The organism is Pseudomonas sp. 2822-15, assembly GCF_002742515.1.
Classification (GTDB): Bacteria; Pseudomonadota; Gammaproteobacteria; order Pseudomonadales; family Pseudomonadaceae; genus Aquipseudomonas; species Aquipseudomonas salomonii.
This window is the reverse complement of sequence record NZ_LJRY01000178.1, coordinates 193236-213531: the sequence shown is the minus strand read 5'-3', so window position 1 is coordinate 213531 and position 20296 is coordinate 193236. Positions and strand designations below refer to the sequence as shown.

22 protein-coding genes are annotated in these 20296 nt (G+C 61.7%); 17 read left to right on the top strand and 5 right to left on the bottom strand.

Annotation, left to right across the window (positions count from 1 at the left end):
• The first annotated feature begins 424 nt into the window (after positions 1–424).
• Genes mpl through AOA59_RS10415 form a run of 3 tightly spaced genes read left to right on the top strand, consistent with a single transcriptional unit; the run spans position 425 to position 2677 of the window.
• Positions 425–1774 carry a UDP-N-acetylmuramate:L-alanyl-gamma-D-glutamyl-meso-diaminopimelate ligase gene (gene mpl / locus AOA59_RS10425; protein ID WP_099487172.1) on the top strand — a complete coding sequence of 450 codons (1350 nt, stop codon included), beginning with the start codon at positions 425–427 and terminating at the stop codon, positions 1772–1774.
• Positions 1771–2400 (top strand): flavin prenyltransferase UbiX, encoded by a 630-nt coding sequence (gene ubiX, locus AOA59_RS10420; RefSeq protein ID WP_017136038.1) that lies wholly within the window; start codon positions 1771–1773, stop codon positions 2398–2400. The genes mpl and ubiX overlap by 4 nt, the downstream gene beginning before the upstream one ends.
• A complete protein-coding gene (locus AOA59_RS10415; protein WP_099487170.1) occupies positions 2393–2677 on the top strand; it encodes a YceK/YidQ family lipoprotein in 285 nt (94 codons plus the stop codon). Before ubiX ends, AOA59_RS10415 begins: the two co-directional genes overlap by 8 nt.
• A 114-nt stretch (positions 2678–2791) precedes the next feature.
• Here AOA59_RS10415 and AOA59_RS10410 read toward each other — a convergent pair whose 3' ends face one another.
• The 3 genes from AOA59_RS10410 to AOA59_RS10400 form a co-directional block, all read right to left on the bottom strand.
• A complete protein-coding gene (locus AOA59_RS10410) occupies positions 2792–3433 on the bottom strand; it encodes an oxidoreductase (RefSeq protein WP_065911250.1) in 642 nt (213 codons plus the stop codon).
• 29 nt (positions 3434–3462) lie between these two features.
• Complete coding sequence (locus tag AOA59_RS10405) at positions 3463–5181, bottom strand: C13 family peptidase (RefSeq protein ID WP_099487168.1); 1719 nt, start codon at positions 5179–5181, stop codon at positions 3463–3465.
• Between the two features lie 105 nt (positions 5182–5286).
• Positions 5287–5742 (bottom strand): MaoC family dehydratase, encoded by a 456-nt coding sequence (locus AOA59_RS10400; RefSeq protein WP_065911248.1) that lies wholly within the window; start codon positions 5740–5742, stop codon positions 5287–5289.
• 163 nt (positions 5743–5905) lie between these two features.
• Between AOA59_RS10400 and AOA59_RS10395 the strand changes: the two genes are divergently transcribed.
• The 3 genes from AOA59_RS10395 to AOA59_RS10385 are packed head-to-tail and all read left to right on the top strand — an operon-like array spanning position 5906 to position 7587.
• Positions 5906–6259 (top strand): CidA/LrgA family protein, encoded by a 354-nt coding sequence (locus tag AOA59_RS10395; protein WP_017136042.1) that lies wholly within the window; start codon positions 5906–5908, stop codon positions 6257–6259.
• Positions 6256–6972 (top strand): LrgB family protein, encoded by a 717-nt coding sequence (locus AOA59_RS10390; RefSeq protein WP_065911246.1) that lies wholly within the window; start codon positions 6256–6258, stop codon positions 6970–6972. Before AOA59_RS10395 ends, AOA59_RS10390 begins: the two co-directional genes overlap by 4 nt.
• A gap of 21 nt (positions 6973–6993) precedes the next feature.
• Entirely contained in the window at positions 6994–7587 is a 594-nt protein-coding gene (locus tag AOA59_RS10385) for an LON peptidase substrate-binding domain-containing protein (RefSeq protein ID WP_099487167.1), read from the top strand.
• On the opposite strand, the gene AOA59_RS10380 is transcribed toward AOA59_RS10385, so the two are convergent.
• Together AOA59_RS10380 and AOA59_RS10375 are read right to left on the bottom strand one after the other, a co-directional pair.
• Complete coding sequence (locus AOA59_RS10380) at positions 7581–8897, bottom strand: bifunctional DedA family/phosphatase PAP2 family protein (protein WP_099487165.1); 1317 nt, start codon at positions 8895–8897, stop codon at positions 7581–7583. The two genes, AOA59_RS10385 and AOA59_RS10380, sit on opposite strands and share 7 nt — an antisense overlap.
• A gap of 155 nt (positions 8898–9052) precedes the next feature.
• Positions 9053–9736, bottom strand: a complete 684-nt coding sequence (locus tag AOA59_RS10375) for a DNA-3-methyladenine glycosylase (protein ID WP_099487163.1) — start codon at positions 9734–9736, stop codon at positions 9053–9055.
• A 174-nt stretch (positions 9737–9910) separates the two neighbouring features.
• Here AOA59_RS10375 and AOA59_RS10370 point away from each other — a divergent pair, with 174 nt between their 5' ends.
• From AOA59_RS10370 to lipB, 11 genes are all read left to right on the top strand, one after another.
• Complete coding sequence (locus AOA59_RS10370) at positions 9911–11176, top strand: glutamate-5-semialdehyde dehydrogenase (protein WP_056861962.1); 1266 nt, start codon at positions 9911–9913, stop codon at positions 11174–11176.
• Complete coding sequence (gene nadD, locus AOA59_RS10365) at positions 11176–11820, top strand: nicotinate-nucleotide adenylyltransferase (protein ID WP_099487161.1); 645 nt, start codon at positions 11176–11178, stop codon at positions 11818–11820. Before AOA59_RS10370 ends, nadD begins: the two co-directional genes overlap by 1 nt.
• A 69-nt stretch (positions 11821–11889) precedes the next feature.
• A complete protein-coding gene (gene rsfS / locus AOA59_RS10360) occupies positions 11890–12384 on the top strand; it encodes a ribosome silencing factor (RefSeq protein WP_010206793.1) in 495 nt (164 codons plus the stop codon).
• 9 nt (positions 12385–12393) lie between these two features.
• Positions 12394–12861, top strand: coding sequence for a 23S rRNA (pseudouridine(1915)-N(3))-methyltransferase RlmH (rlmH, locus tag AOA59_RS10355; protein ID WP_003176297.1), 468 nt, complete (start codon positions 12394–12396; stop codon positions 12859–12861).
• Between the two features lie 15 nt (positions 12862–12876).
• Positions 12877–14775 (top strand): penicillin-binding protein 2, encoded by a 1899-nt coding sequence (mrdA, locus tag AOA59_RS10350; protein WP_056861964.1) that lies wholly within the window; start codon positions 12877–12879, stop codon positions 14773–14775.
• Between the two features lie 31 nt (positions 14776–14806).
• Positions 14807–15910: a rod shape-determining protein RodA gene (gene rodA, locus AOA59_RS10345; protein WP_178076257.1), complete on the top strand. Its 1104-nt coding sequence runs from the start codon at positions 14807–14809 to the stop codon at positions 15908–15910.
• 17 nt (positions 15911–15927) lie between these two features.
• Positions 15928–16938 (top strand): lytic murein transglycosylase B, encoded by a 1011-nt coding sequence (gene mltB / locus AOA59_RS10340; RefSeq protein ID WP_099487158.1) that lies wholly within the window; start codon positions 15928–15930, stop codon positions 16936–16938.
• Positions 16938–17939 carry a septal ring lytic transglycosylase RlpA family protein gene (locus AOA59_RS10335; RefSeq protein ID WP_099487156.1) on the top strand — a complete coding sequence of 334 codons (1002 nt, stop codon included), beginning with the start codon at positions 16938–16940 and terminating at the stop codon, positions 17937–17939. The genes mltB and AOA59_RS10335 overlap by 1 nt, the downstream gene beginning before the upstream one ends.
• A 173-nt stretch (positions 17940–18112) precedes the next feature.
• Positions 18113–19270 carry a D-alanyl-D-alanine carboxypeptidase family protein gene (locus tag AOA59_RS10330; RefSeq protein WP_017136053.1) on the top strand — a complete coding sequence of 386 codons (1158 nt, stop codon included), beginning with the start codon at positions 18113–18115 and terminating at the stop codon, positions 19268–19270.
• A gap of 85 nt (positions 19271–19355) precedes the next feature.
• The gene (locus AOA59_RS10325; protein WP_017136054.1) at positions 19356–19637 is read left to right on the top strand and encodes a DUF493 domain-containing protein; all 282 of its coding nucleotides are present in this window, start codon (positions 19356–19358) and stop codon (positions 19635–19637) included.
• The gene (gene lipB / locus AOA59_RS10320) at positions 19637–20284 is read left to right on the top strand and encodes a lipoyl(octanoyl) transferase LipB (RefSeq protein WP_016973912.1); all 648 of its coding nucleotides are present in this window, start codon (positions 19637–19639) and stop codon (positions 20282–20284) included. Before AOA59_RS10325 ends, lipB begins: the two co-directional genes overlap by 1 nt.
• Positions 20285–20296 lie beyond the last annotated feature (12 nt).

Sequence of the window (20296 nt, the reverse complement as noted above, 5' to 3'; positions counted from 1 at the left end):
TGGTACGGCGATCCGTACGGCATGAGGGTGATGATCAATAAGGCGCGCGCCTTGATCGTCACCCTCGGCCCTGGTTTGGCAGCAAGCCTATTGCCGTCAAGCCCACTCGCTACGCTGCCGACGCCAGCTATTCACAGCCATCGCCCGACGTGAACGCGACCGAGCGACAAGTGGTGATCACCCGAGTTGACACTCCAGCGGTCTAGTTAGCGCCAGTGTCGTACACCTCGCAGTGAGTTGTTCCGACGCAACCACCCAACAGCAGTTGCCCACTCAATCAAGGCAACTACTTAAAGTGTTTCGCCGCGTGAACAAGGCGCCCTCGAGCGAAGTGCCTGGCGCAGTTCGCTCGCGCTGCAACCGTTTAAAAGGTGCGATTTCCTACTCCCTGCGCTAACCTGCCTCGATGTTTACGAGGTCAACTATGCACATTCATATTCTAGGTATCTGCGGCACATTCATGGGTTCGATGGCGGTTCTGGCCAAAGAGCTGGGCCATCACGTCACCGGCTCCGACGCCAACGTCTACCCGCCCATGAGCACCCAGTTGCAGGCCCAGGGTATTGAACTGACCCAAGGTTACGACCCCGCGCAATTTGACCCGGTGCCGGACCTGGTGGTGATCGGCAACGCCATGTCCCGTGGCAACCCGGCGGTCGAATATGTACTCAACAAAGGCTTGCCGTATGTGTCCGGCCCGCAGTGGCTGGCCGACCATGTGCTGCAAGGCCGTTGGGTACTGGCGGTCGCGGGAACCCACGGCAAGACCACCACCAGCAGCATGCTGGCCTGGGTGCTGGAGCACGCGGGCATGGCCCCGGGTTTCCTGATCGGCGGCGTGCCGCAGAACTTCTCGGTGTCGGCGCGCCTGGGCGACACGCCGTTTTTTGTGATTGAGGCCGATGAGTACGACAGCGCCTTCTTCGACAAACGTTCCAAATTCGTCCACTACCGCCCGCGCACCGCGATCCTCAACAACCTGGAGTTCGATCACGCGGACATTTTCCCCGATCTGGCCGCCATCGAGCGCCAGTTCCACCATTTGGTGCGCACCATCCCGAGTGAAGGCCTGGTGATCCACCCGACCACCGAAGCGGCCTTGCAGCGCGTGATCGACATGGGCTGCTGGACGCTGGTGCAAACCACCGGCGCGGGCGGGCAGTGGCAGGTCAAGTTGCTCAGCGAAGACGGCTCGCGCTTTGAAGTGCTGTTCGAAGGCGAGGCCCAGGGCGTCGTTGAATGGGGCATGACCGGTCAACATAACGTCGCCAATGCCTTGGTCACCCTGGCGGCCGCACGGCATGTGGGCGTGGTGCCGTCCATGGGCATCGCCGCCTTGAGCGCGTTCAAGAGCGTGAAACGCCGCATGGAAAAAGTTGCTGATGTGAACGGGATTACCATCTACGACGACTTTGCCCACCATCCAACAGCCATTGCGACCACGCTGGATGGCCTGCGCAAGCGCGTCGGTGATGCCAATATCATTGCCATTATCGAGCCGCGCTCCAATTCCATGAAGCTCGGCGCGCACCGCGATGGTTTGCCGCAAAGCGTCAACGACGCCGACCAAGTGGTCTGGTACGCCCCGGCCAATCTCGGCTGGGACCTGCCGGCGATTGCGGCGCTGTGCACGGTGCCCTCCATCGTGTGTGACTCCATTGAGTCGATCATCGAGCACGTCAAACACCAGGCCAAGCCCGGCACCCATGTGGTGGTCATGAGCAACGGCGGCTTCGGCGGCCTGCACGGCAAGCTGGCCGAGGCGCTCCAATGAGTGGCCCGGAACGCATTACCCTGGCGATGACCGGCGCTTCCGGTGCGCCTTACGGCCTGCGCCTGCTGGACTGCCTGGTGCGCGAAGATCGCGAGGTGCACTTTCTGATTTCCAAGGCCGCGCAGTTGGTGCTGGCCACCGAGACGGATGTGCAACTGCCGGCCAAGGTGCAGATGATGCAAGCCTTCCTCACCGAGTACACCGGCGCGGCGGCGGGGCAGATCAAGGTGTACGGTAAAGAAGACTGGATGTCGCCGGTGGCGTCCGGCTCCGGCGCGCCGGCGGCGATGGTGGTGGTGCCATGCTCCACCGGCACCTTGTCGGCGATTGCCACGGGCGCCTGCAACAACCTGATCGAGCGGGCGGCGGACGTGACCTTGAAGGAGCGCCGCCAGTTGATCCTGGTGCCCCGCGAGGCGCCGTATTCGAGCATTCACCTGGAGCACATGCTCAAGTTGTCGAACATGGGCGTGACCATCTTGCCGGCTTCGCCAGGGTTTTATCACCAGCCCCAAACCATCGATGACCTGGTGGACTTTGTGGTGGCGCGCATTCTCAACCTGCTGAACATTCCCCAGGACATGCTGCCACGTTGGGGCGAGCACCATTTGAGCAGCGATGAATAAGGCGCTGCTGGTGGTGTTGGCGCTGCACCTGACGGGCTGCGCCACGGCGCGCACCCTGGATGCCGCGCAACCTGGGGCACCGGTGGTGTATGCCGGCACGCGGCTGGATTTGTATGCGATCAATGGCGGCTGTTGCGCCAAGGATCGCTTTGGCGCTGAGGCGCCGAGCTATCCGCATGTGGACCTGCCGGCCAGTGCGCTGCTCGATACCTTGCTGTTGCCGCTGTCGTTATTGACGGTGTTGGGTGTGGGGTTCAACGCAACGGGCGGGCTTTAGTGTTGTGTTGAATGCGCCGGCCCTATCGCGGGCAAGCCCGGCTCCCACAGGGGAATGCATTCCAAAGGTGGGAGCTGGCTTGCCTGCGATGGCGTGGGCACAGGCGCCGCAAAATTACTTGCCGAGCTTGCGCAACTCATCCGACTCCACCACCCGCACGCCATCCTGTTCTTCCAGCGCCAGGCGCCACATGGCGCGGGCCAGTTCGCAGACTTCGATGCCGTGGTATTTGCCCGGAATCAACCGCGACAACGGCCCGGCGATTTTCTCGGCCAGGCGCGACTCCAGGCGTTCCCCCAGCAGCAACGAAGGCCGCACGATGGTCAGTTGCGGCCAGTCCTGGGCCTTGAGCGCCTGTTCCATTTCGCCTTTGACGCGGTTGTAGAAGATCGAGGATTTCGGGTCGGCGCCAATCGCGCTGATCACGATCAGGTGCCGCGCGCCCATTTCCCGTGCGCGCTTGGCGAAGGCCACCACCATGTCCAGGTCGACCGCGCGGAAGGCTTCTTCTGAGCCGGCTTTTTTAATCGTGGTGCCCAGGCAGCAGAAGGCGATATCGACCTGGCCGCTCAGTTGCGGCAGCAACACCGTCGGGTTGCCCACCGGGTTTTCCAGGTGCGGGTGTTCGGCCAGTGGCTTGCGGCTAGGTGCCAGTACGCGGGTCACTGTGGGCTCGTTGAGCAGGCGGTCGAGCAGGTGTTCACCGGTCAGGCCGGAGGCGCCTGCGAGCAGGATATGCTGAGGTGTCAGGTACATGGTGTTTCCCCCTTGTTACACGTTACAGCTTAGTTGCCTTTGGCTTCCTTGCTATTCATTGAGACGCTTTCGAGCGCCTTTCGTGCCTGCTGTTTACGTAACAATTGCCAGTGTGCGATCACGCCTTTGGGCGCCCAGATCTGCGGTTCAGAGGCTTCGAAGTTGTCTGCCTGTTCACGCTCGGCCACATGCAACTGCGCCAGTTTGAAGGCTTGTTGCAAATCGTCGGTCTGGTTGAAGGCCTGGGCGAACAGGGCGTCGCCGAAGTAGGTGAAGTCCGCTTCCTCGGAACAACCGAAGGACACGCGATCCGCGCGCGAAGCGGTCATGATCAGCGTGTGTTCGTCCTTCAGGGCCGGGATAAACCCGCCGGAATAACAGGCGGAAATCACGATGATCTTGTCACGCTCCTTGAGCGGCGCAAGCACGGCGGCCAGTTCATCGGCGGGCAGGTCGGCCAGTTCCATGCGCGGCTGGTCGAGCACCAGTTCGTGTTCGTGGGTGCCGTGGCTGGTCATGTAGATAAACACCAGGTCTTGCGGCCCGGTGCGCTCGGCCAGGGTTTGCACGGCGCGGCGCAGGCTTTCGCGGGTGGCCAGCGGGCGGTCGGCGATGTGGTCGCGATGGTTGACCAGGCGGATCTGCCCGCGCGCGCCGAAGCGCGTGGCGAGCATGTTGCTGACGTAATCGGCTTCGCGCAGGAACACGCTTTGTTTGCCATCGCCGGCCAACACCAGGGTGTATAGCTCGACGGCAGGCGTGGAAGGTGGCACGGCGGCGAGGGCGGCATCGAGCAAGCGGCCTTGGGCCAGTATGCCGACCTCGAGTGGGTCGGGCAGCAACTTGCCATCGGCGTCACGCACGCGCATGCCGTTGACCCAGGTGCCGGCCTGCACGGTGCCGTCGGTGAGCACCAGGGTGCCTTTGCCTTGATAGCTGTCGCTGTCGAAACCGCCGACATAGAAACTGCCGTCGGTGAGGTTCAGGCGGCCTTCGCCGCTGAAGCGCCATTCGCTGAACTGGCCCACGTAGTGGCTGCCGTCCACGCCGATCAGCTCGCCTTTGCCGCTGAGCGCGCCTTCCTTGAACTGGCCGATCCACACGTCGCCGTCGGCGTTTTCATAACGGCCCTTGCCGTTGAGCTGGTTCTGTTTGAACTGGCCGACATAGATATCGCCGTCGGCACTGTTGAAGGTGCCATTGCCTTCAAGCTGGCCGTCGACAAAGCGGCCGCTGAACTGGTTGCCGCTGTCGTCGTTGCGCTGGCCTTCGCCATTGGGTTTGCCGTGCACGAACTGGCCCTGGTACTGGCTGCCGTCGGCCAACTCCAGGCGGCCAAGGCCGGAATATTGATCGTTTTTGAATTCGCCGCGATAGGTCATCTGCCCCTCTTTGAGGGTGCCTTCGCCGTTGCGTCGCCCGTTCTTGAAACCGCCGACGTAGCTGCTGCCCGCCGTGGTCAGGCTGCCATGGCCGTCGAACAGGCCTTGCTGGAACTGGCCTTTGTAGACCTCGCCGTTGCTGCCATGCCATTCGCCCTGGCCGTGCCACTGGCCTTTGTCGAACTGGCCGGCGTACCAACTGCCGTTGGGGTAGTCCACGCGGCCCTGGCCTTGCAGCAAACCGTTGACCACATCACCCCGATAACGGCCGCCGTCGGGCAGGCGCGCATCGGGCGGCAACAGCGATTCGCCGTCTCCGCAAGCGGTGAGCAACAGGGCAAGGGCAAGGGGAGCGAGTGGGCGCATAGCGGGATCCGGATAATTAAGCGCCGAGTATGCCGCAGCTGCGAGATTCATACATAAATTTACATACACTGTGGCAAGGTTTATTGCCTCGCCACAGGCACGGCCTTACACGAAGCAGAGTGACAACGACTCGGCGATGTAAGCGGGTTTTTCCTGGCCTTCGATTTCCAGGGTGGCGGTGGCCTTAAATAGCCATTGGCCAGGTTTTTTCTCGGTCACGTCGGTGAGGGTGACGTTCAGGCGGACCTTGGAGTCGACCTTCACCGGCTGGATAAAACGCACGCTGTCCAGGCCGTAGTTGACGGCCATCTTCAGGCCTTCGGGCATGATCAGGATGTCTTCCATCAGCTTGGGCATCAGCGACAGCGACAGGAAACCGTGGGCAATGGTGCTGCCGAACGGTGTCTTGGCGGCCTTGACCGGGTCGACGTGGATGAACTGATGATCGCCAGTGGCTTCTGCGAACAGGTTGATACGCGCCTGGTCGATGGTGAGCCAATCGGAACGTCCCAGTTCCTTGCCGACATAATCTTTGAGCTGCGCTACAGGTACATAGGGCATTGCGACTCTCCTTGGTTCATCGATTCTGTTTTTATGAGTTACAGAGAACCAATGTAGATCATCATGGGCAACCCACCCGGTCAACCCACCATGCTTTTGGCGAATGCCGAAGCATACGGTGGGCGTGCTTATAATGCGTCCCAGCTTTAGAGGGGAGAGAGCGATGCTGTTACGGGGACTGACCTGGCTGGTGCTGTTTCAATTGATCGGCACCGCGATCAACCATTTGCTGTTGCCGGTGCTGCCGGGGCCGATTATCGGCTTGCTGCTGATGCTCGGTTTTCTGATCTGGCGCGGTGAAGTCGGCGAGCCCCTGAGCCTGGCCGCCAGCAGCCTGTTACGTTATTTGCCGTTGCTGCTGGTGCCGCCGGCGGTGGGTGTGATGGTCTACGCCAAGGACATTGCCGCCGATTTCTGGGCCATCATCGGCGCGCTCGTTTTGTCGCTGGTGATCGCCATGGGCTTTGTCGGCGTGCTGATGCAGCGCATGGTCAAGCGCAAGGAGCGCGATCAATGATCGGCGACTGGCAGGGCGCTTGGGCGGCCGTCATTCATCACCCCTTGTTCGGCATCGGCATCACCCTTGGCGCCTACCAACTGGTGCTGGCGGCATTCGAGAAAACCCGCTGGATTTTCCTGCAACCGGTGCTGGTGTCGATGCTGCTGGTGATCGGCGTGTTGCTCAGCTGCGGCCTGACCTACGTCGAATACCGCAAGAGCACCGAGATCATGGGCATCCTGCTCGGCCCGGCGACGGTGGCCCTGGCGGTGCCGCTGTTCTTGAACCTGCGACGGATTCGTCAATTGTTCTGGCCGATATTTACTACGCTGGTGATAGGCGGGGTGGTGGCCACCGGCTTGTGCGTGCTGCTGGGCTGGTGGTTCGGCGCTGAACATATGATGCTGATGACCATGGCGCCCAAATCGGTGACCTCGCCGATTGCCATGCTGGTGGCCGAGCAGATCGGTGGCGTGGCCGCGCTGGCGGCGGTGTTTGTGCTGATCACCGGGGTGATCGGCGCGATGATCGGCCCGGCGTACCTGTCGCGCCTCGGCGTGCACAGCCCCGAGGCGCGGGGCATGGCGCTGGGCATGACCGCCCACGCCGTCGGCACCTCGGTGGCCTTGCAGGAAAGTGAAGAGTGCGGCGCCTTTGCGGCGTTGGCCATGAGTCTGATGGGCGTGGGCACGGCGGTTTTCCTGCCGTTGGCCGTGTCGGTGATCGTTTAAACCAGGTTTAAGGAAACCTTTATGAGTCTGGCGCTGTTCCCGCTCAATACCGTGCTGTTCCCCGGCTGCACCCTCGACTTGCAACTGTTCGAGGCGCGCTACCTGGACATGATCAGCCGCTGCATGAAAAAGGGCGAAAGCTTTGGTGTGGTGTGCATCCTCGACGGCAAGGAAGTCGGCATGGCACCGGACGGCTACGCGCTGATCGGTTGTGAAGCGCTGATCCGCGATTTCAAGCAGCAGGACAACGGCCTGCTGGGGATTCGTGTCGAAGGTGGTCGCCGCTTCCGCGTACGCGACGCCGGCGTGCAGAAGGACCAGTTACTGGTAGCCGAGGTGCAATGGCTCGAAGAACAGCCCGACCACCCTTTGGAAGAAGAGGACGCTGACCTGCTGGCGTTGCTCCAGGCCCTGGCCGAGCACCCGATGGTGGCCTCGCTGGACATGGACGCCCATGCCGAGGGCCAGCAAGCCTTGGGCAATCAGCTGGCGTATTTGCTGCCGTTCACCGAGGCCGACAAGATCGACCTGCTGCAACTCGATGACCCGCAGCAACGCCTGGATGCGATCCAGATGTTGCTCGACGAGTTGCAGGGCGAACTCTTCACTCAGTAGGCGTAGCGCAGCAACGCGTGGGGGGTGCCGGTGAAGGCGATAAAACCGAGCACCGCGACCACCACCGGCAACATCCACCACCAGACCTTTTGCGGCATCGCCGGCAGTGGGGTGCGGTACTGGCTGGCGCCCAGGCTGAAGGCGCACACCGTCATCGCCAGCAAGGTGCCGGCCAGGATGTCCGTGGGCCAATGCGCGCCCAGGTACACCCGCGACAAGGCAATGAAGGCGGCGGGAATACAGCCCAGCAACATCCAGGTCAGGCGCAGGCGCGTGGGTTGCCCGCGCCCGGCCAGCACCGCCAGTGCGAGAAAGAATGCAAAGGCGCCGGAGGCGTGGCCGCTGGGCATGCTGAAACTGGTCAGTGGCTCTGTGAGGATTTCCGGGCGGCCACGGGCGAAAAACAGTTTGGTGCCGGTGTTGATCACCGCCGCCCCCGCCAACGTGGCGCCGACGAACACGGCATGCCGCCATTGCCGCGCCACCAGCAGCAGGCCGGTGAAAATCGCGCTGGCGATAAACATTTTCCTGAATTCACCCAATTGGGTAATCCGCACCATCACCTCGTCCAGCCACGGGCTGCGGTGCTCCTGCACCAGCGCACTGAGGCCCTGGTCGAAGTGATTGAGGTGGGGATAGCCGATAAACAGGGCGATCAACAACGTCAGGCTGGCGCAACCGACCCACAAGGTGGCACGACGATGGCCGCGCAGGCTGCTGTTCAAGCTCAGCCCCAGCAACACCGCGATACACCCGGCGACAATCCCGGCTTCCAGCCAGAAACCTTCCGGCAGCGGCAGGCGAAAGGCCGCGCCGGTGGCCCAGCCCGGCAGCAGGTAGGCCACCGACCAGCCGGCGGCGGCCACGATGCTCACGGCGGCAAAGCGTGGGAACGGCATGTCGCACATGCCCGCCACCATCGGCAACATAGGGCGCAGCGGGCCGATGAAGCGCCCGACCAGCAGGCTGGCGATGCCGTATTTATGGAAGTAGGTTTCGGCGCCGTTCATCCATTCCGGGTGGTGGCGTAAACCGGGCAGGCGGCGGATGTTCTGATGGAAGTGTCGGCCCAGGTAGTAGGAAACCCCGTCGCCCAGCAAGCCGCCGAGAAAGCCCAGCAGCAAGGTTTCACTCAACGACAGCGCACCGCTGCCGGCGAGGGCCGCAATGGCAAACAGCAATACCGTGCCTGGCACGATCAGACCGGCGATGGCCAGGCACTCAACGCACGCGACGATAAATACCGCCACCGCCAGCCATTCGGGGTTCAGTGTGAGCCAGCCGGTAATGCTATCGAGCCATTGGCCCATAAAACTTCACTCCATTTATATCGGCAGTGGCGATCAACTGTGGGAGCTGGCTTGCCTGCGATGGCGGTGTGTCAGTCACCTCCAGAGTGAATGTTCAACCGCTATCGCAGGCAAGCCAGCTCCCACATTCGATCTGCTTGGCTGCTTCTGTCTGTTCAAATCAAAAAATAATCACGGCCTTCGACCTGGCCCCGGCGCAGCGGGTTCCGCGTGCAATAAGGCGCATAACCTGCGTCCACAAAGCGGTACATCAGGTGCTCATCACGCCCGCTGGGGATGCCCAGGCGGGTGGTCTGGATGATCTGCGTCGGGGTTTGGCCCACGTCTTCAACAAACAGCAGTTCCTGGTCGAAGCGCTTGGCGTCCCACATCGGCACTTTCAGGCCCAATGCTTTGCACAGCAGCGTTTGGCCGGCGCAGAGCTTTTGCGAGGGGCGCGGCTGGCCATTGGCGTCCGGGTTATTGAGCAGCATCTGCGCCAGGCTCGCCGGGCCGGACAGCTCATCGACCCACGGGTAAGCCGATTTGATCAGCACCGCATTGCCGGGGCCGTGGGCGCTGAAGTTCAGCGAATCGCCGCCACGGGCGTAGTACATGTAGATGTGCCCACCATCCAGAAACAAAGCCTTACGCTTTTCTGTGTAGCCGAGTGAGGCATGGCTGCCTTTTTCGGCCACGTAATAGGCTTCGGTTTCGATAATTCGCGCCGAAAGCCAGGTTTCACCGACGCGATGGCGGATGACTTTGCCGAGCAATTGGCGCGCAAGTATTTGCGCGTCACGGTCGAAGAAGCTGTCGGGCAGGGCGCTGGCGGGGAGCTGTGGGGCAAAACTGGACATGGCGGCACAGGTTAATACGGCTAAATGTGACCGAATAATAACAACTCCCACCTTAATTACCGCTGAACCCCAAGTTTTTACAGTTCATTTCGACCATCCGCCCCTCACCGCTGTCAGTCGGGCGGCGTCACAGCTATAATCTGCCGCTTTCCTCTTTGCCAAGACTCCCTGACCATGACTGAGTCCGTTCTTGACTACATGACCCGCCTGGGTCGCGCTGCCCGGCAGGCCTCGCGGTTGATCGCCCGTGCGAGCACTGCGCAGAAGAACCGTGCCCTGCTGGCTGCCGCCGATGCTCTGGATGCTTCGCGCTCCGAGTTGGCCGCCGCCAACGAACTGGACCTGGCCAACGGCCGCGCCAATGGCCTGGAGCCGGCCCTGCTGGACCGCCTGGCGCTGACCCCGGCACGTATCGACGACATGATCGAAGGCCTGCGTCAGGTGGCCAAGCTGCCTGACCCCATCGGTGAAATCCGCGATATGCGCTATCTGCCGTCCGGCATTCAGGTGGGCAAGATGCGCGTGCCCCTGGGTGTGATCGGCATCATCTATGAGTCGCGCCCGAACGTGACCATCGACGCCGCGAGCCTGTGCCTCAAGTCGGGCAACGCCACCATCCTGCGGGGCGGTTCCGAGGCCATTCATTCCAACCGCGCCATTGCTGTGTGCATTCAGCAGGGCCTGGCCGTGGCCGAGCTGCCGGCTGAAGTGGTGCAGGTGGTGGAAACCACTGATCGCGCTGCCGTAGGCGCGTTGATCACCATGCCGGAATTCGTCGACGTGATCGTGCCGCGTGGTGGCAAGAGCCTGATCGAACGCGTCAGCCGTGATGCCAAGGTGCCAGTGATCAAGCACCTGGACGGCGTGTGCCATGTGTACATCGACATCGCGGCCGACCTCGACAAGGCGATCCGTATCGCCGACAACGCCAAGACCCACCGCTACGCCCCGTGCAACACCATGGAAACCCTGCTGGTGCACGTCGGCATTGCCGAGCGCGTGCTGCCGCCGCTGGCTGCCATCTACCGTGACAAGGGCGTGGAACTGCGCGGCTGCGAACGCACCCGTGCACTGCTGGGCGCGGACGTGATCGAAGCCACTGAAGACGACTGGTACACCGAGTACACGGCGCCGATCCTGTCGATTCGCATCGTCGACGACCTGGACCAGGCCATCGAACACATCAACAAATACGGCTCCAAGCACACCGACGCCATTGTTTCCGAGCATTTCAGCGATGCCCGGCGTTTCCTCACTGAAGTGGATTCCGCCTCGGTGATGATCAACGCCTCGACGCGTTTTGCCGACGGCTTCGAGTATGGCCTGGGGGCGGAGATCGGCATTTCCACCGACAAGCTCCACGCACGCGGCCCGGTCGGCCTGGAAGGCCTGACCAGCGAGAAGTACGTGGTGTTCGGCGACGGTCATGTGCGCACTTGATGGGTAAACGCATCGGGCTGCTCGGTGGCACCTTCGACCCCGTGCACATCGGCCATTTGCGCAGTGCCCTGGAAGTCGCGGATGCCCTCGCGCTGGATGAGTTGCGCGTGATGCCCAATGCGCGCCCGCCTCATCGCGATATGCCGCAGGTGTCTGCGCAGCAACGCCTGGAGATGGTGCGCGTGGCCGTAGACGGTATACCGCCGCTGGTGGTGGACGACCGCGAACTCAAACGCGATAAACCGTCCTACACTGTCGACACCCTGGAACTGATGCGCGCCGAGTTGGCCGCAGATGACCAGTTGTTTCTGCTTTTGGGCTGGGACGCATTTTGCGGCCTGCCCTCTTGGCATCGCTGGGAGGAACTCCTCCAGCATTGCCACATCCTGGTTTTGCAACGCCCGGATGCCGACAGCGAATCGCCGGATGCCTTGCGCAACCTGCTGGCTGCGCGATCGGTAAGTGACCCCTTGGCCCTGACCGGGCCGAACGGGAATATTGCATTCGTCTGGCAGACCCCGCTTGCGGTGTCCGCCACCCAGATCCGTCAACTGCTGGCCAGCGGGAAGTCGGTACGTTTCCTGGTGCCTGACGCGGTCCTGGCCTACATCGATGCGCACGGGCTTTACCGTGCGTCGAACTGAAAAGGCGCGCTTGATCGCACGAACATTCGTGCAGCGAGCGCCCGAACATACGAGCAAAACGAGTTTTATATGACGAACAAAGACGTAAGCAAAGTTAAGCGCAAAGGCACGTTCAAAAGCGCCCCGCTGCCGGTAGAAGCGCACACCGGCCCAGAGCTGGCTGGCGAAGAGCTGGTAAAAGTCGCCGTGGCGGCCCTGGAAGACGTTAAAGCCCAGGACATCCAGGTACTGGACGTGCGCGACAAGCAAAGCATCACCGACTACATGATCATTGCCACCGGTACGTCCAACCGCCAGATCGGCGCGATGCTCGACAAGGTTCGCGAAGCCGTCAAAGCCCAAGGCGTCAAGCCACTGGGTGAAGAAGGCAAGGGCGACAGCGACTGGGTACTGCTGGACATGGACGACGTGATCGTTCACATGATGACCAGCAACGCCCGTCAGTTCTACGACCTGGAGCGTCTGTGGAAAGGCGCCGAGCAGAGCCGCGCGGCCGATGGCAAGCACCACAGCCCGGAAGTGGGCCACGCGCACTTCGACAAGCTCAACAAAGACCAGGAATAAGGAACGGCTGTGCGCCTGCGTCTGATCGCTGTCGGTTCACGCATGCCCAAGTGGGTGGAAGAAGGCTGGCACGAGTATGCCAAGCGTCTGCCCGCTGAGCTGTCGCTGGAGCTGGTGGAAATACCGCTCAACACCCGGGGCAAGAATGCCGACGTGGCGCGCTTTATCCGGCAGGAAGGCGAAGCCATGCTGGCCAAGGTCGGCCCCAACGAGCGCATCGTCACCCTCGAGGTGCACGGCAAGCCCTGGAGCACCGAGCAGTTGGCGGTGGAACTGGACCGCTGGCGCCTGGACTCGCGTACCGTCAACTTCATGGTCGGCGGCCCCGAAGGGCTGGCGCCGGAAGTCTGCGCGCGGGCGGACCAGCGCTGGTCGTTGTCGGCACTCACGTTGCCGCACCCGTTGGTAAGGATTCTGATCGGTGAACAGCTGTATCGCGCCTGGACAGTTCTGTCCGGGCACCCTTACCACAAATAATCTGCGCCATTGCCGATGACCCAGCCGATCCGCATCAAGGACCACGAGAAAGACGCACGTCTGGTACGCGCGCGCGTGGTGTTTGGCGCTTTTTTGGTGGTGGGTTTGATTGCGGTGCTGATTGCGCGCCTGTATTACCTGCAGGTGATCCAGTACGACTATCACTCCACGTTGTCGGAAAACAACCGGGTGCATGTGCAGCCGATCCCGCCGACCCGCGGGTTGATTTTCGACCGCAATGGCGTAGTGGTAGCAGACAACCGGCCCAGTTTCAGCCTGAGCATGACCCGCGAGCGTTCCGGCGATTGGCAGCAGGTCCTCGACGTGATCGTCGAGGTGCTGCAACTGACGCCGGAAGACCGCGTGATCTTCGAAAAACGCATGAAACAGGGGCGTCGGCCATTTGAGCCGGTGCCGATCCTGTTCGAGCTCAATGAAGAACAGATCGCGCGCATTGCGGTGAACCAGTTCCGTTTGCCGGGTGTGGAAGTGGTGGCGCAGTTGGTGCGGCATTACCCGCAAGGGGCACACTTCGCGCACTCGGTCGGCTACATGGGGCGCATCAACGAGAAAGAGCTGAAAAGCCTCGATCCGGTGAATTACAGCGGCACCCACCATATCGGCAAAACCGGCATCGAGCGTTTCTACGAGCCGGAGTTGCACGGCCAGGTGGGTTACGAAGAAGTTGAGACCAACGCCCGTGGCCGCGTGCTGCGTGTGCTCAAGCGCACCGACCCGATCCCCGGCAAAGACATTGTGCTGAGCCTGGATATCAAGTTGCAGGAAGCCGCGGAGATGGCTCTCGGCGGTCGTCGTGGCGCCGTGGTGGCGCTTGACCCGGCCACTGGCGAAGTACTGGCGATGGTCAGCCAGCCGAGTTTCGACCCGAACCTGTTTGTGACCGGTATCAGCTTCAAGGCCTATGCCGAGTTGCGTGATTCCATCGATCGGCCGCTGTTCAACCGCGTACTGCGCGGGCTGTACCCGCCGGGTTCGACCATCAAGCCGGCGGTGGCGATTGCCGGTCTGGATTCGGGTGTGGTCACGGCCTCGAGCCGCGTTTACGACCCCGGCTACTACATGCTGCCCAACTACGATCACAAATACCGTAACTGGAACCGCACCGGTGACGGCTATGTCGACTTGGACACCGCGATCATGCGTTCCAACGACACCTATTTTTATGACCTGGCCCACAAGCTGGGGATTGATCGCCTGTCTGCCTATATGGGCAAGTTCGGCCTTGGTCAGAAAGTCTCCCTGGATATGTTCGAAGAATCCCCTGGCTTGATGCCGTCGCGGGAGTGGAAACGCGCGACCCGTCGCCAGGCGTGGTTCCCGGGCGAAACCCTGATCCTCGGCATCGGCCAGGGCTACATGCAGGCCACACCGCTGCAACTGGCCCAGGCCACCGCGCTGGTGGCCAACAAAGGCGTGTGGAACCGCCCGCACCTGGCCAAGACCATCGAAGGCGAAAAGCCTGTGGATGAAAACCCGATTCCGGACATTGTGCTGCGCGACCCGTCCGACTGGACCAAGGTCAACCACGGTATGCAGCAAGTGATGCACGGCGCCCGTGGCACGGCGCGCAAGGCCGCGGTCGGTGCGCAATACCGCATTGCCGGCAAAAGCGGTACGGCCCAGGTGGTCGCGATCAAGCAGGGCGAGAAATATGACCGCTCCAAGGTTCAGGAGCGTCACCGCGACCACGCCTTGTTTGTCGGCTTTGCGCCGGCCGACGCGCCGAAAATCGTGGTGGCGGTGATGGTCGAGAACGGCGAGTCCGGCTCCGGCGTCGCGGCGCCTGTGGTGCGCCAGATCATGGACGCCTGGCTGTTGGCCGACGACGGCAGGCTCAAACCCGAATATGGCGGCCCCCCTTCAAGTACTGAGGTTACGGCCCGTGAAGAGTAATTTTGACCGCATCCTCTCCAGCGAGGATGTGATGCGTCGCCGTGCGACGTTGCTGCAGCGCATGCACATTGATGGCCCGTTGTTGATTTTGCTGCTGACCTTGGCGGCCGGCAGCCTGTTCGTGCTGTATTCGGCCAGCGGTAAAAACTGGGACCTGCTGATTAAGCAGGCGTCGTCGTTCGGCCTGGGTCTGTTGTCGATGGTGGTTATCGCCCAGCTGGAGCCGCGTTTCATGGCGCGCTGGGTGCCGCTGGGGTATGTCGTTGGTGTGTTGCTGCTGGTGGTGGTGGACGTAATGGGCCACAACGCCATGGGCGCGACGCGCTGGATCAACATTCCGGGGGTGATTCGCTTCCAGCCGTCGGAATTCATGAAGATCCTGATGCCGGCGACCATCGCCTGGTATTTGTCCAAGCGCACTTTGCCGCCGCAGCTCAAGCACGTGGGCATCAGCCTGATATTGATCGGCGTGCCGTTCATCTTGATTGTGCGCCAGCCCGACCTCGGCACCTCGCTGCTAATCCTCGCGGGCGGGGCGTTCGTGCTGTTTATGGGCGGCCTGCGTTGGCGCTGGATCCTCAGCGTGCTGGCCGCAGCGATCCCGGTGGCCGTGGCCATGTGGTTCTTCTTTATGCACGACTACCAGAAGCAGCGGATCCTGACCTTCCTTGATCCGGAGAGCGACCCGCTGGGCACCGGCTGGAACATCATCCAGTCCAAGGCGGCGATTGGTTCCGGGGGCGTGTTTGGCAAAGGTTGGTTACTGGGTACCCAGTCACACCTGGACTTTTTGCCCGAAAGCCATACCGACTTCATCATTGCGGTAATGGGTGAAGAGTTCGGCCTGGTGGGCATTTGCGCGCTGTTGCTGATCTATTTGCTGCTGATTGGTCGCGGCCTGGTGATTACCGCCCAGGCGCAGACGCTGTTTGGCAAATTGCTCGCCGGCAGCCTGACCATGACTTTTTTTGTTTACGTTTTCGTCAACATCGGTATGGTCAGTGGCCTGTTGCCGGTGGTTGGGGTGCCGTTGCCGTTCATTAGCTACGGCGGAACTTCGCTGGTGACATTGATGTCAGCGTTTGGGGTTTTGATGTCGATTCACACGCATCGCAAGTGGATCGCGCAGGTTTGAATAAGGTGAAGATGTCAATGCAATTAATGCGCGGCTGGGCGACTCGGCACGCGTCCTGGATGGGCCTGATTGGGCTCCTGGGCGCGACGCAAGAGGTGCAGGCCGGTGACTACGATGGTTCACCCCAGGTCGCCGAATTTGTCGGTGAAATGACCCGCGACTACGGTTTTGCCGGTGAACAGCTGATGGGCGTGTTCCGTGAAGCCCAGCGCAAGCAGGCGATCCTTGATGCGATCTCGCGTCCCGCCGAGCGCGTCAAACAGTGGAAAGACTACCGCCCGATGTTCCTCACCGACGCCCGCGTGGCGCGTGGCGTGGACTTCTGGCGCCAGCACGAAGCGGTACTGGCGCGCGCCGAGCAGGAATACGGCGTGCCCGCCCAGATTATCGTCGCCATCATCGGTATCGAAACCTTCTACGGGCGCAACACCGGCAGTTACCGGGTGATCGACGCCTTGTCGACCCTGGGCTTCGATTACCCGCCGCGTGCCGAGTTTTTTCGCAAGGAGCTGCGTGAATTCCTGCTGCTGGCCCGGGAAGAACAGGTCGACCCGTTGACGCTCAAGGGCTCCTACGCCGGTGCGATGGGCCTGCCGCAGTTTATGCCGAGCAGTTTCCGCGCCTATGCGGTGGACTTCGACGGTGACGGCCACATTAATATCTGGAGCAACCCGGACGATGCCATCGGCAGCGTGGCCAGCTACTTCAAGCGTCATGGCTGGGTGGCCGGTGAACCGGTGGTGATCCGCGCCGATGTCACCGGCGAGCGCGCCGACGAAGGTTTGACCCAAGGTATTGAGCCGGTCAAGACCGTCGGGGAGTTGCGAGCGCTGGGCTGGTCGAGTCAGAATGCGCCACGCGATGATATGCCGGTGACGGCGTTCCGCCTCGAAGGCGCAAACGGCCCGGAATACTGGATGGGCCTGAAGAATTTTTACGCAATCACGCGTTATAACCGCAGTGTGATGTACGCCATGGCCGTGCATCAGCTGTCAGACATGCTGGTCCAAGCACGGGGCAACAAGTAATGCGGGTATCGCCGTTCCAAAAACCGCTCAAGCTGGTGGCGTTCGCCGCGTTGTCCTTGCTGGTTGTCAGTTGCTCCTCCACCACCAGCCGTGCTCCGGCGCCGAAGGGCGGGGCTATCGTGCGCGCCCAGCCGGGCCTGGACATCAACCGCGCGCACAAAGACGGCGCGCCGTGGTGGGATGTCGATGTATCGAAGATCCCGGATGCCACGCCGACCCTGCACACCGGGCCTTACAAAGCCAACCCGTATACCGTGCTGGGCAAGAATTACTTCCCGCTGCAGGATTCCAAGACCTACTCGCAAACGGGCACGGCGTCCTGGTACGGCACCAAATTCCATGGCCAGAACACCGCCAACGGCGAAGTGTATGACCTGTACGGCATGAGCGCGGCCCACAAGACCTTGCCGCTGCCCAGCTATGTACGCGTGACCAACCTGGACAACCACCGCTCGGTGATCCTGCGGGTCAACGACCGTGGGCCCTTCTATTCGGACCGGATCATCGACTTGTCCTACGCCGCCGCGAAGAAACTCGGTTATGCCGAAACCGGCACCGCGCGCGTGAAAGTCGAAGGTATCGACCCGGCGCAGTATTGGGCTCAGCGTGGCAAACCGGCGCCATTGATGCTCAACGAGCCGCAAACCCCGCAACCGCAAGTGACCGCCTCGGCGGGCAAGATCGAGCAGTGGACCCCGCCACCGGCGCAGCACGCACCGGACACGGTCGTGGTGCCACATGCAGCGCCAGGCGCATCTAAAGTGGGTGGCCAGTACCTGCAGGTCGGCGCTTTCGCCAACCCGGATGCGGCAGAACTGTTAAGGTCCAAGCTCAGCGGCATGGTCAGCGCGCCAGTGTTTATCAGCTCCATCGTGCGTAACCAGCAAACCCTGCACCGTGTGCGCATGGGCCCGATTGGTTCGCCAAGTGAAGTGGCGCACGTGCAGAACAGTGTGCGCCTGGCCAACCTGGGGCAACCCAGCGTCGTCACGGCTGAATAAGTAAAAGGATTGATGGTTCAGGTTCGCCTGAACCGAGGTTGTTGGCTCGTTGAACAATAAAAACCCAGGGGCAAGGGGTGAGCGGGCAACCGAACACGCGACAGTCTGGCAGCGGGCTGTCTGAATAGTTTTGCCCGCGAGGGCAAGTTTCCATAAGCAATTTCGAGAGACGGATGAACATCACCACCTTAGCCAAACGCACGTGCCTGCTACTTTCGCTGATCATTACCCCGGCCGCCTGGGCGGTGGAAATGGTGCCAGCTTCCCCGCAACTGGCCGCCAAGGCCTGGGTCCTCATGGATGCCGCCAGCGGCAACGTGCTGGTCGAGAACAACGGTGACCAGCGCCTGCCCCCGGCCAGCCTGACCAAACTGATGACGGCCTACATCGCGACCCTGGAAATCCGTCGCGGCCAGATCGGCGAGAATGACCCGGTTACCGTCAGCGAAAACGCGTGGCGCACCGGCGGTTCGCGGATGTTCATCAAGGTCGGTTCGCAGGTGACCGTGAGCGACCTGTTGCACGGCATCATCATCCAGTCCGGTAACGACGCCAGCGTGGCCCTGTCCGAGCACATCGCCGGCAGCGAAGACGCGTTCGCCGACTTGATGAACAAGACTGCCGGCGACCTGGGCATGACCAACAGCCACTTCATGAACCCGACCGGCCTGCCGAACCCGGAGCACTACTCGTCGGCTCACGACATGGCCGTACTGGCTCGCGCGATCATCCGTGTCGACCCGGTGCACTACGCGATCTACTCCCAGAAGGAATTCTTCTGGAACAACATCAAGCAGCCTAACCGTAACCTGCTGCTGTGGCGTGACAAGACCGTCGACGGTCTGAAAACCGGCCACACCGACGAAGCCGGCTACTGCATGGTGTCGTCCGCCGTACGTGATGGCCAGCGCCTGATCGCCGTGGTATTCGGCACCAACAGCGAGCAGGCCCGTGCGGCCGAAACGCAAAAACTGCTGACTTACGGATTCCGCTTCTTCGAAACCCAGACCTTCTACCAGAAGGGCGCCGAGCTGGCTCAAGCCCCGGTATGGAAAGGCGCGACCCATCAAGTCAAGGCCGGCCTGGCTGATGACCTGACCCTGACCATGCCTAAAGGCCAGCTGAAAAAGCTCGCGGCCAGCATGACCATGAACCCGCAGTTGGTTGCTCCAATCGCCAAGGGTGACGTGATCGGTAAAGTCGAAGTGAAGCTGGACGACAAGGTGGTGCACAGCGCCGACCTGATCGCACTGGACGCCGTTGACGAAGGTGGTATCTTCCGCCGCGTGTGGGATAGCATCCGTCTATTCTTCTACGGCTTGTTCAACTGATTGTGCGCACCTGCAAAGCCCCGCGTTGATCCAGCGCGGGGCTTTGCCCGTCGCCACGGCTTAGCGCTTACGAGGCTGTTCTGCCATGACCGATAAAGAAGTAGAAGTAAAGGCGCCAAAGATCGAATTCCCCAACGTGGACTATCCCGTCAAGGTGATCAGCGATACCGGTGTGGGCAACAAAGACAAGATTCTCGAGATCGTGCGTAAACACGCGACGATCAACGACAACCGGGTGGACGAGCGTTTGAGCTCCAACGGTAAGTACACCACGATCCAGTTGCACATCGTTGCGACCGGTCAAGACCAGCTCTACGACATCAACAGTGAACTGCGGGCCACCGGCTTCGTGCACATGGTGTTGTGATGTCACAGGTCCTGGGCTTTCGCGAGCTCGGCCAGATGGCCTACGAGCCGGTCTGGCATGCCATGCAGCGCTTCACTAACGAGCGCGGCAGCTCGGCCCCGGATGAAATCTGGCTGGTGGAACACCCGCCGGTCTTCACCCAGGGCCAGGCCGGCAAGGCTGAGCACTTGCTGCTGCCGGGTGATATTCCGGTGGTGCAGGTCGACCGAGGTGGCCAAGTGACTTACCATGGCCCTGGTCAGCTGGTGGCCTATTTGCTGCTGGACGTGCGCAAGCTGGGTTTTGGCGTGCGTGACCTGGTAAGCCGCATGGAGGCTTGCCTGATCGAGCTGTTGGCCAGTTACGGCGTCACCGCCGCGGCCAAGCCCGATGCACCCGGTGTATACGTGGACGGCGCGAAAATCGCCTCCCTCGGTTTGCGCATTCGCCATGGTTGCTCCTTTCATGGCCTGGCCCTGAATGTGGACATGGACCTGGCGCCGTTTCGGCGCATCAACCCGTGCGGTTACGCCGGGCTGGCGATGACGCAACTGAGCGACCACGCCACACCGATTAAATTTGCCGAGGTAAGTGCCCGGCTGCGTGCGCAGCTCGTCAAACACCTCGACTATGCTGAGCAGACGACCCTCACGGGCGGAATCGACTGATTATGACTACTG

What these genes read in the sequence shown, in the direction of transcription:
- AOA59_RS10380 (WP_099487165.1), bottom strand. Translation starts at nt 8,897, where the DNA reads ATGGGCCAATGGCTCGATAGCATTACCGGCTGGCTCACACTGAACCCC.
- AOA59_RS10390 (WP_065911246.1), top strand. Translation starts at nt 6,256, where the DNA reads ATGATCGGCGACTGGCAGGGCGCTTGGGCGGCCGTCATTCATCACCCC.
- rodA (WP_178076257.1), top strand. Translation starts at nt 14,807, where the DNA reads ATGCGTCGCCGTGCGACGTTGCTGCAGCGCATGCACATTGATGGCCCG.
- mrdA (WP_056861964.1), top strand. Translation starts at nt 12,877, where the DNA reads ATGACCCAGCCGATCCGCATCAAGGACCACGAGAAAGACGCACGTCTG.
- AOA59_RS10395 (WP_017136042.1), top strand. Translation starts at nt 5,906, where the DNA reads ATGCTGTTACGGGGACTGACCTGGCTGGTGCTGTTTCAATTGATCGGC.
- nadD (WP_099487161.1), top strand. Translation starts at nt 11,176, where the DNA reads ATGGGTAAACGCATCGGGCTGCTCGGTGGCACCTTCGACCCCGTGCAC.
- ubiX (WP_017136038.1), top strand. Translation starts at nt 1,771, where the DNA reads ATGAGTGGCCCGGAACGCATTACCCTGGCGATGACCGGCGCTTCCGGT.
- mltB (WP_099487158.1), top strand. Translation starts at nt 15,928, where the DNA reads ATGCAATTAATGCGCGGCTGGGCGACTCGGCACGCGTCCTGGATGGGC.
- lipB (WP_016973912.1), top strand. Translation starts at nt 19,637, where the DNA reads ATGTCACAGGTCCTGGGCTTTCGCGAGCTCGGCCAGATGGCCTACGAG.
- AOA59_RS10375 (WP_099487163.1), bottom strand. Translation starts at nt 9,736, where the DNA reads ATGTCCAGTTTTGCCCCACAGCTCCCCGCCAGCGCCCTGCCCGACAGC.
- AOA59_RS10335 (WP_099487156.1), top strand. Translation starts at nt 16,938, where the DNA reads ATGCGGGTATCGCCGTTCCAAAAACCGCTCAAGCTGGTGGCGTTCGCC.
- AOA59_RS10330 (WP_017136053.1), top strand. Translation starts at nt 18,113, where the DNA reads ATGAACATCACCACCTTAGCCAAACGCACGTGCCTGCTACTTTCGCTG.
- AOA59_RS10410 (WP_065911250.1), bottom strand. Translation starts at nt 3,433, where the DNA reads ATGTACCTGACACCTCAGCATATCCTGCTCGCAGGCGCCTCCGGCCTG.
- mpl (WP_099487172.1), top strand. Translation starts at nt 425, where the DNA reads ATGCACATTCATATTCTAGGTATCTGCGGCACATTCATGGGTTCGATG.
- AOA59_RS10325 (WP_017136054.1), top strand. Translation starts at nt 19,356, where the DNA reads ATGACCGATAAAGAAGTAGAAGTAAAGGCGCCAAAGATCGAATTCCCC.
- AOA59_RS10415 (WP_099487170.1), top strand. Translation starts at nt 2,393, where the DNA reads ATGAATAAGGCGCTGCTGGTGGTGTTGGCGCTGCACCTGACGGGCTGC.
- AOA59_RS10405 (WP_099487168.1), bottom strand. Translation starts at nt 5,181, where the DNA reads ATGCGCCCACTCGCTCCCCTTGCCCTTGCCCTGTTGCTCACCGCTTGC.
- AOA59_RS10400 (WP_065911248.1), bottom strand. Translation starts at nt 5,742, where the DNA reads ATGCCCTATGTACCTGTAGCGCAGCTCAAAGATTATGTCGGCAAGGAA.
- AOA59_RS10370 (WP_056861962.1), top strand. Translation starts at nt 9,911, where the DNA reads ATGACTGAGTCCGTTCTTGACTACATGACCCGCCTGGGTCGCGCTGCC.
- AOA59_RS10385 (WP_099487167.1), top strand. Translation starts at nt 6,994, where the DNA reads ATGAGTCTGGCGCTGTTCCCGCTCAATACCGTGCTGTTCCCCGGCTGC.
- rsfS (WP_010206793.1), top strand. Translation starts at nt 11,890, where the DNA reads ATGACGAACAAAGACGTAAGCAAAGTTAAGCGCAAAGGCACGTTCAAA.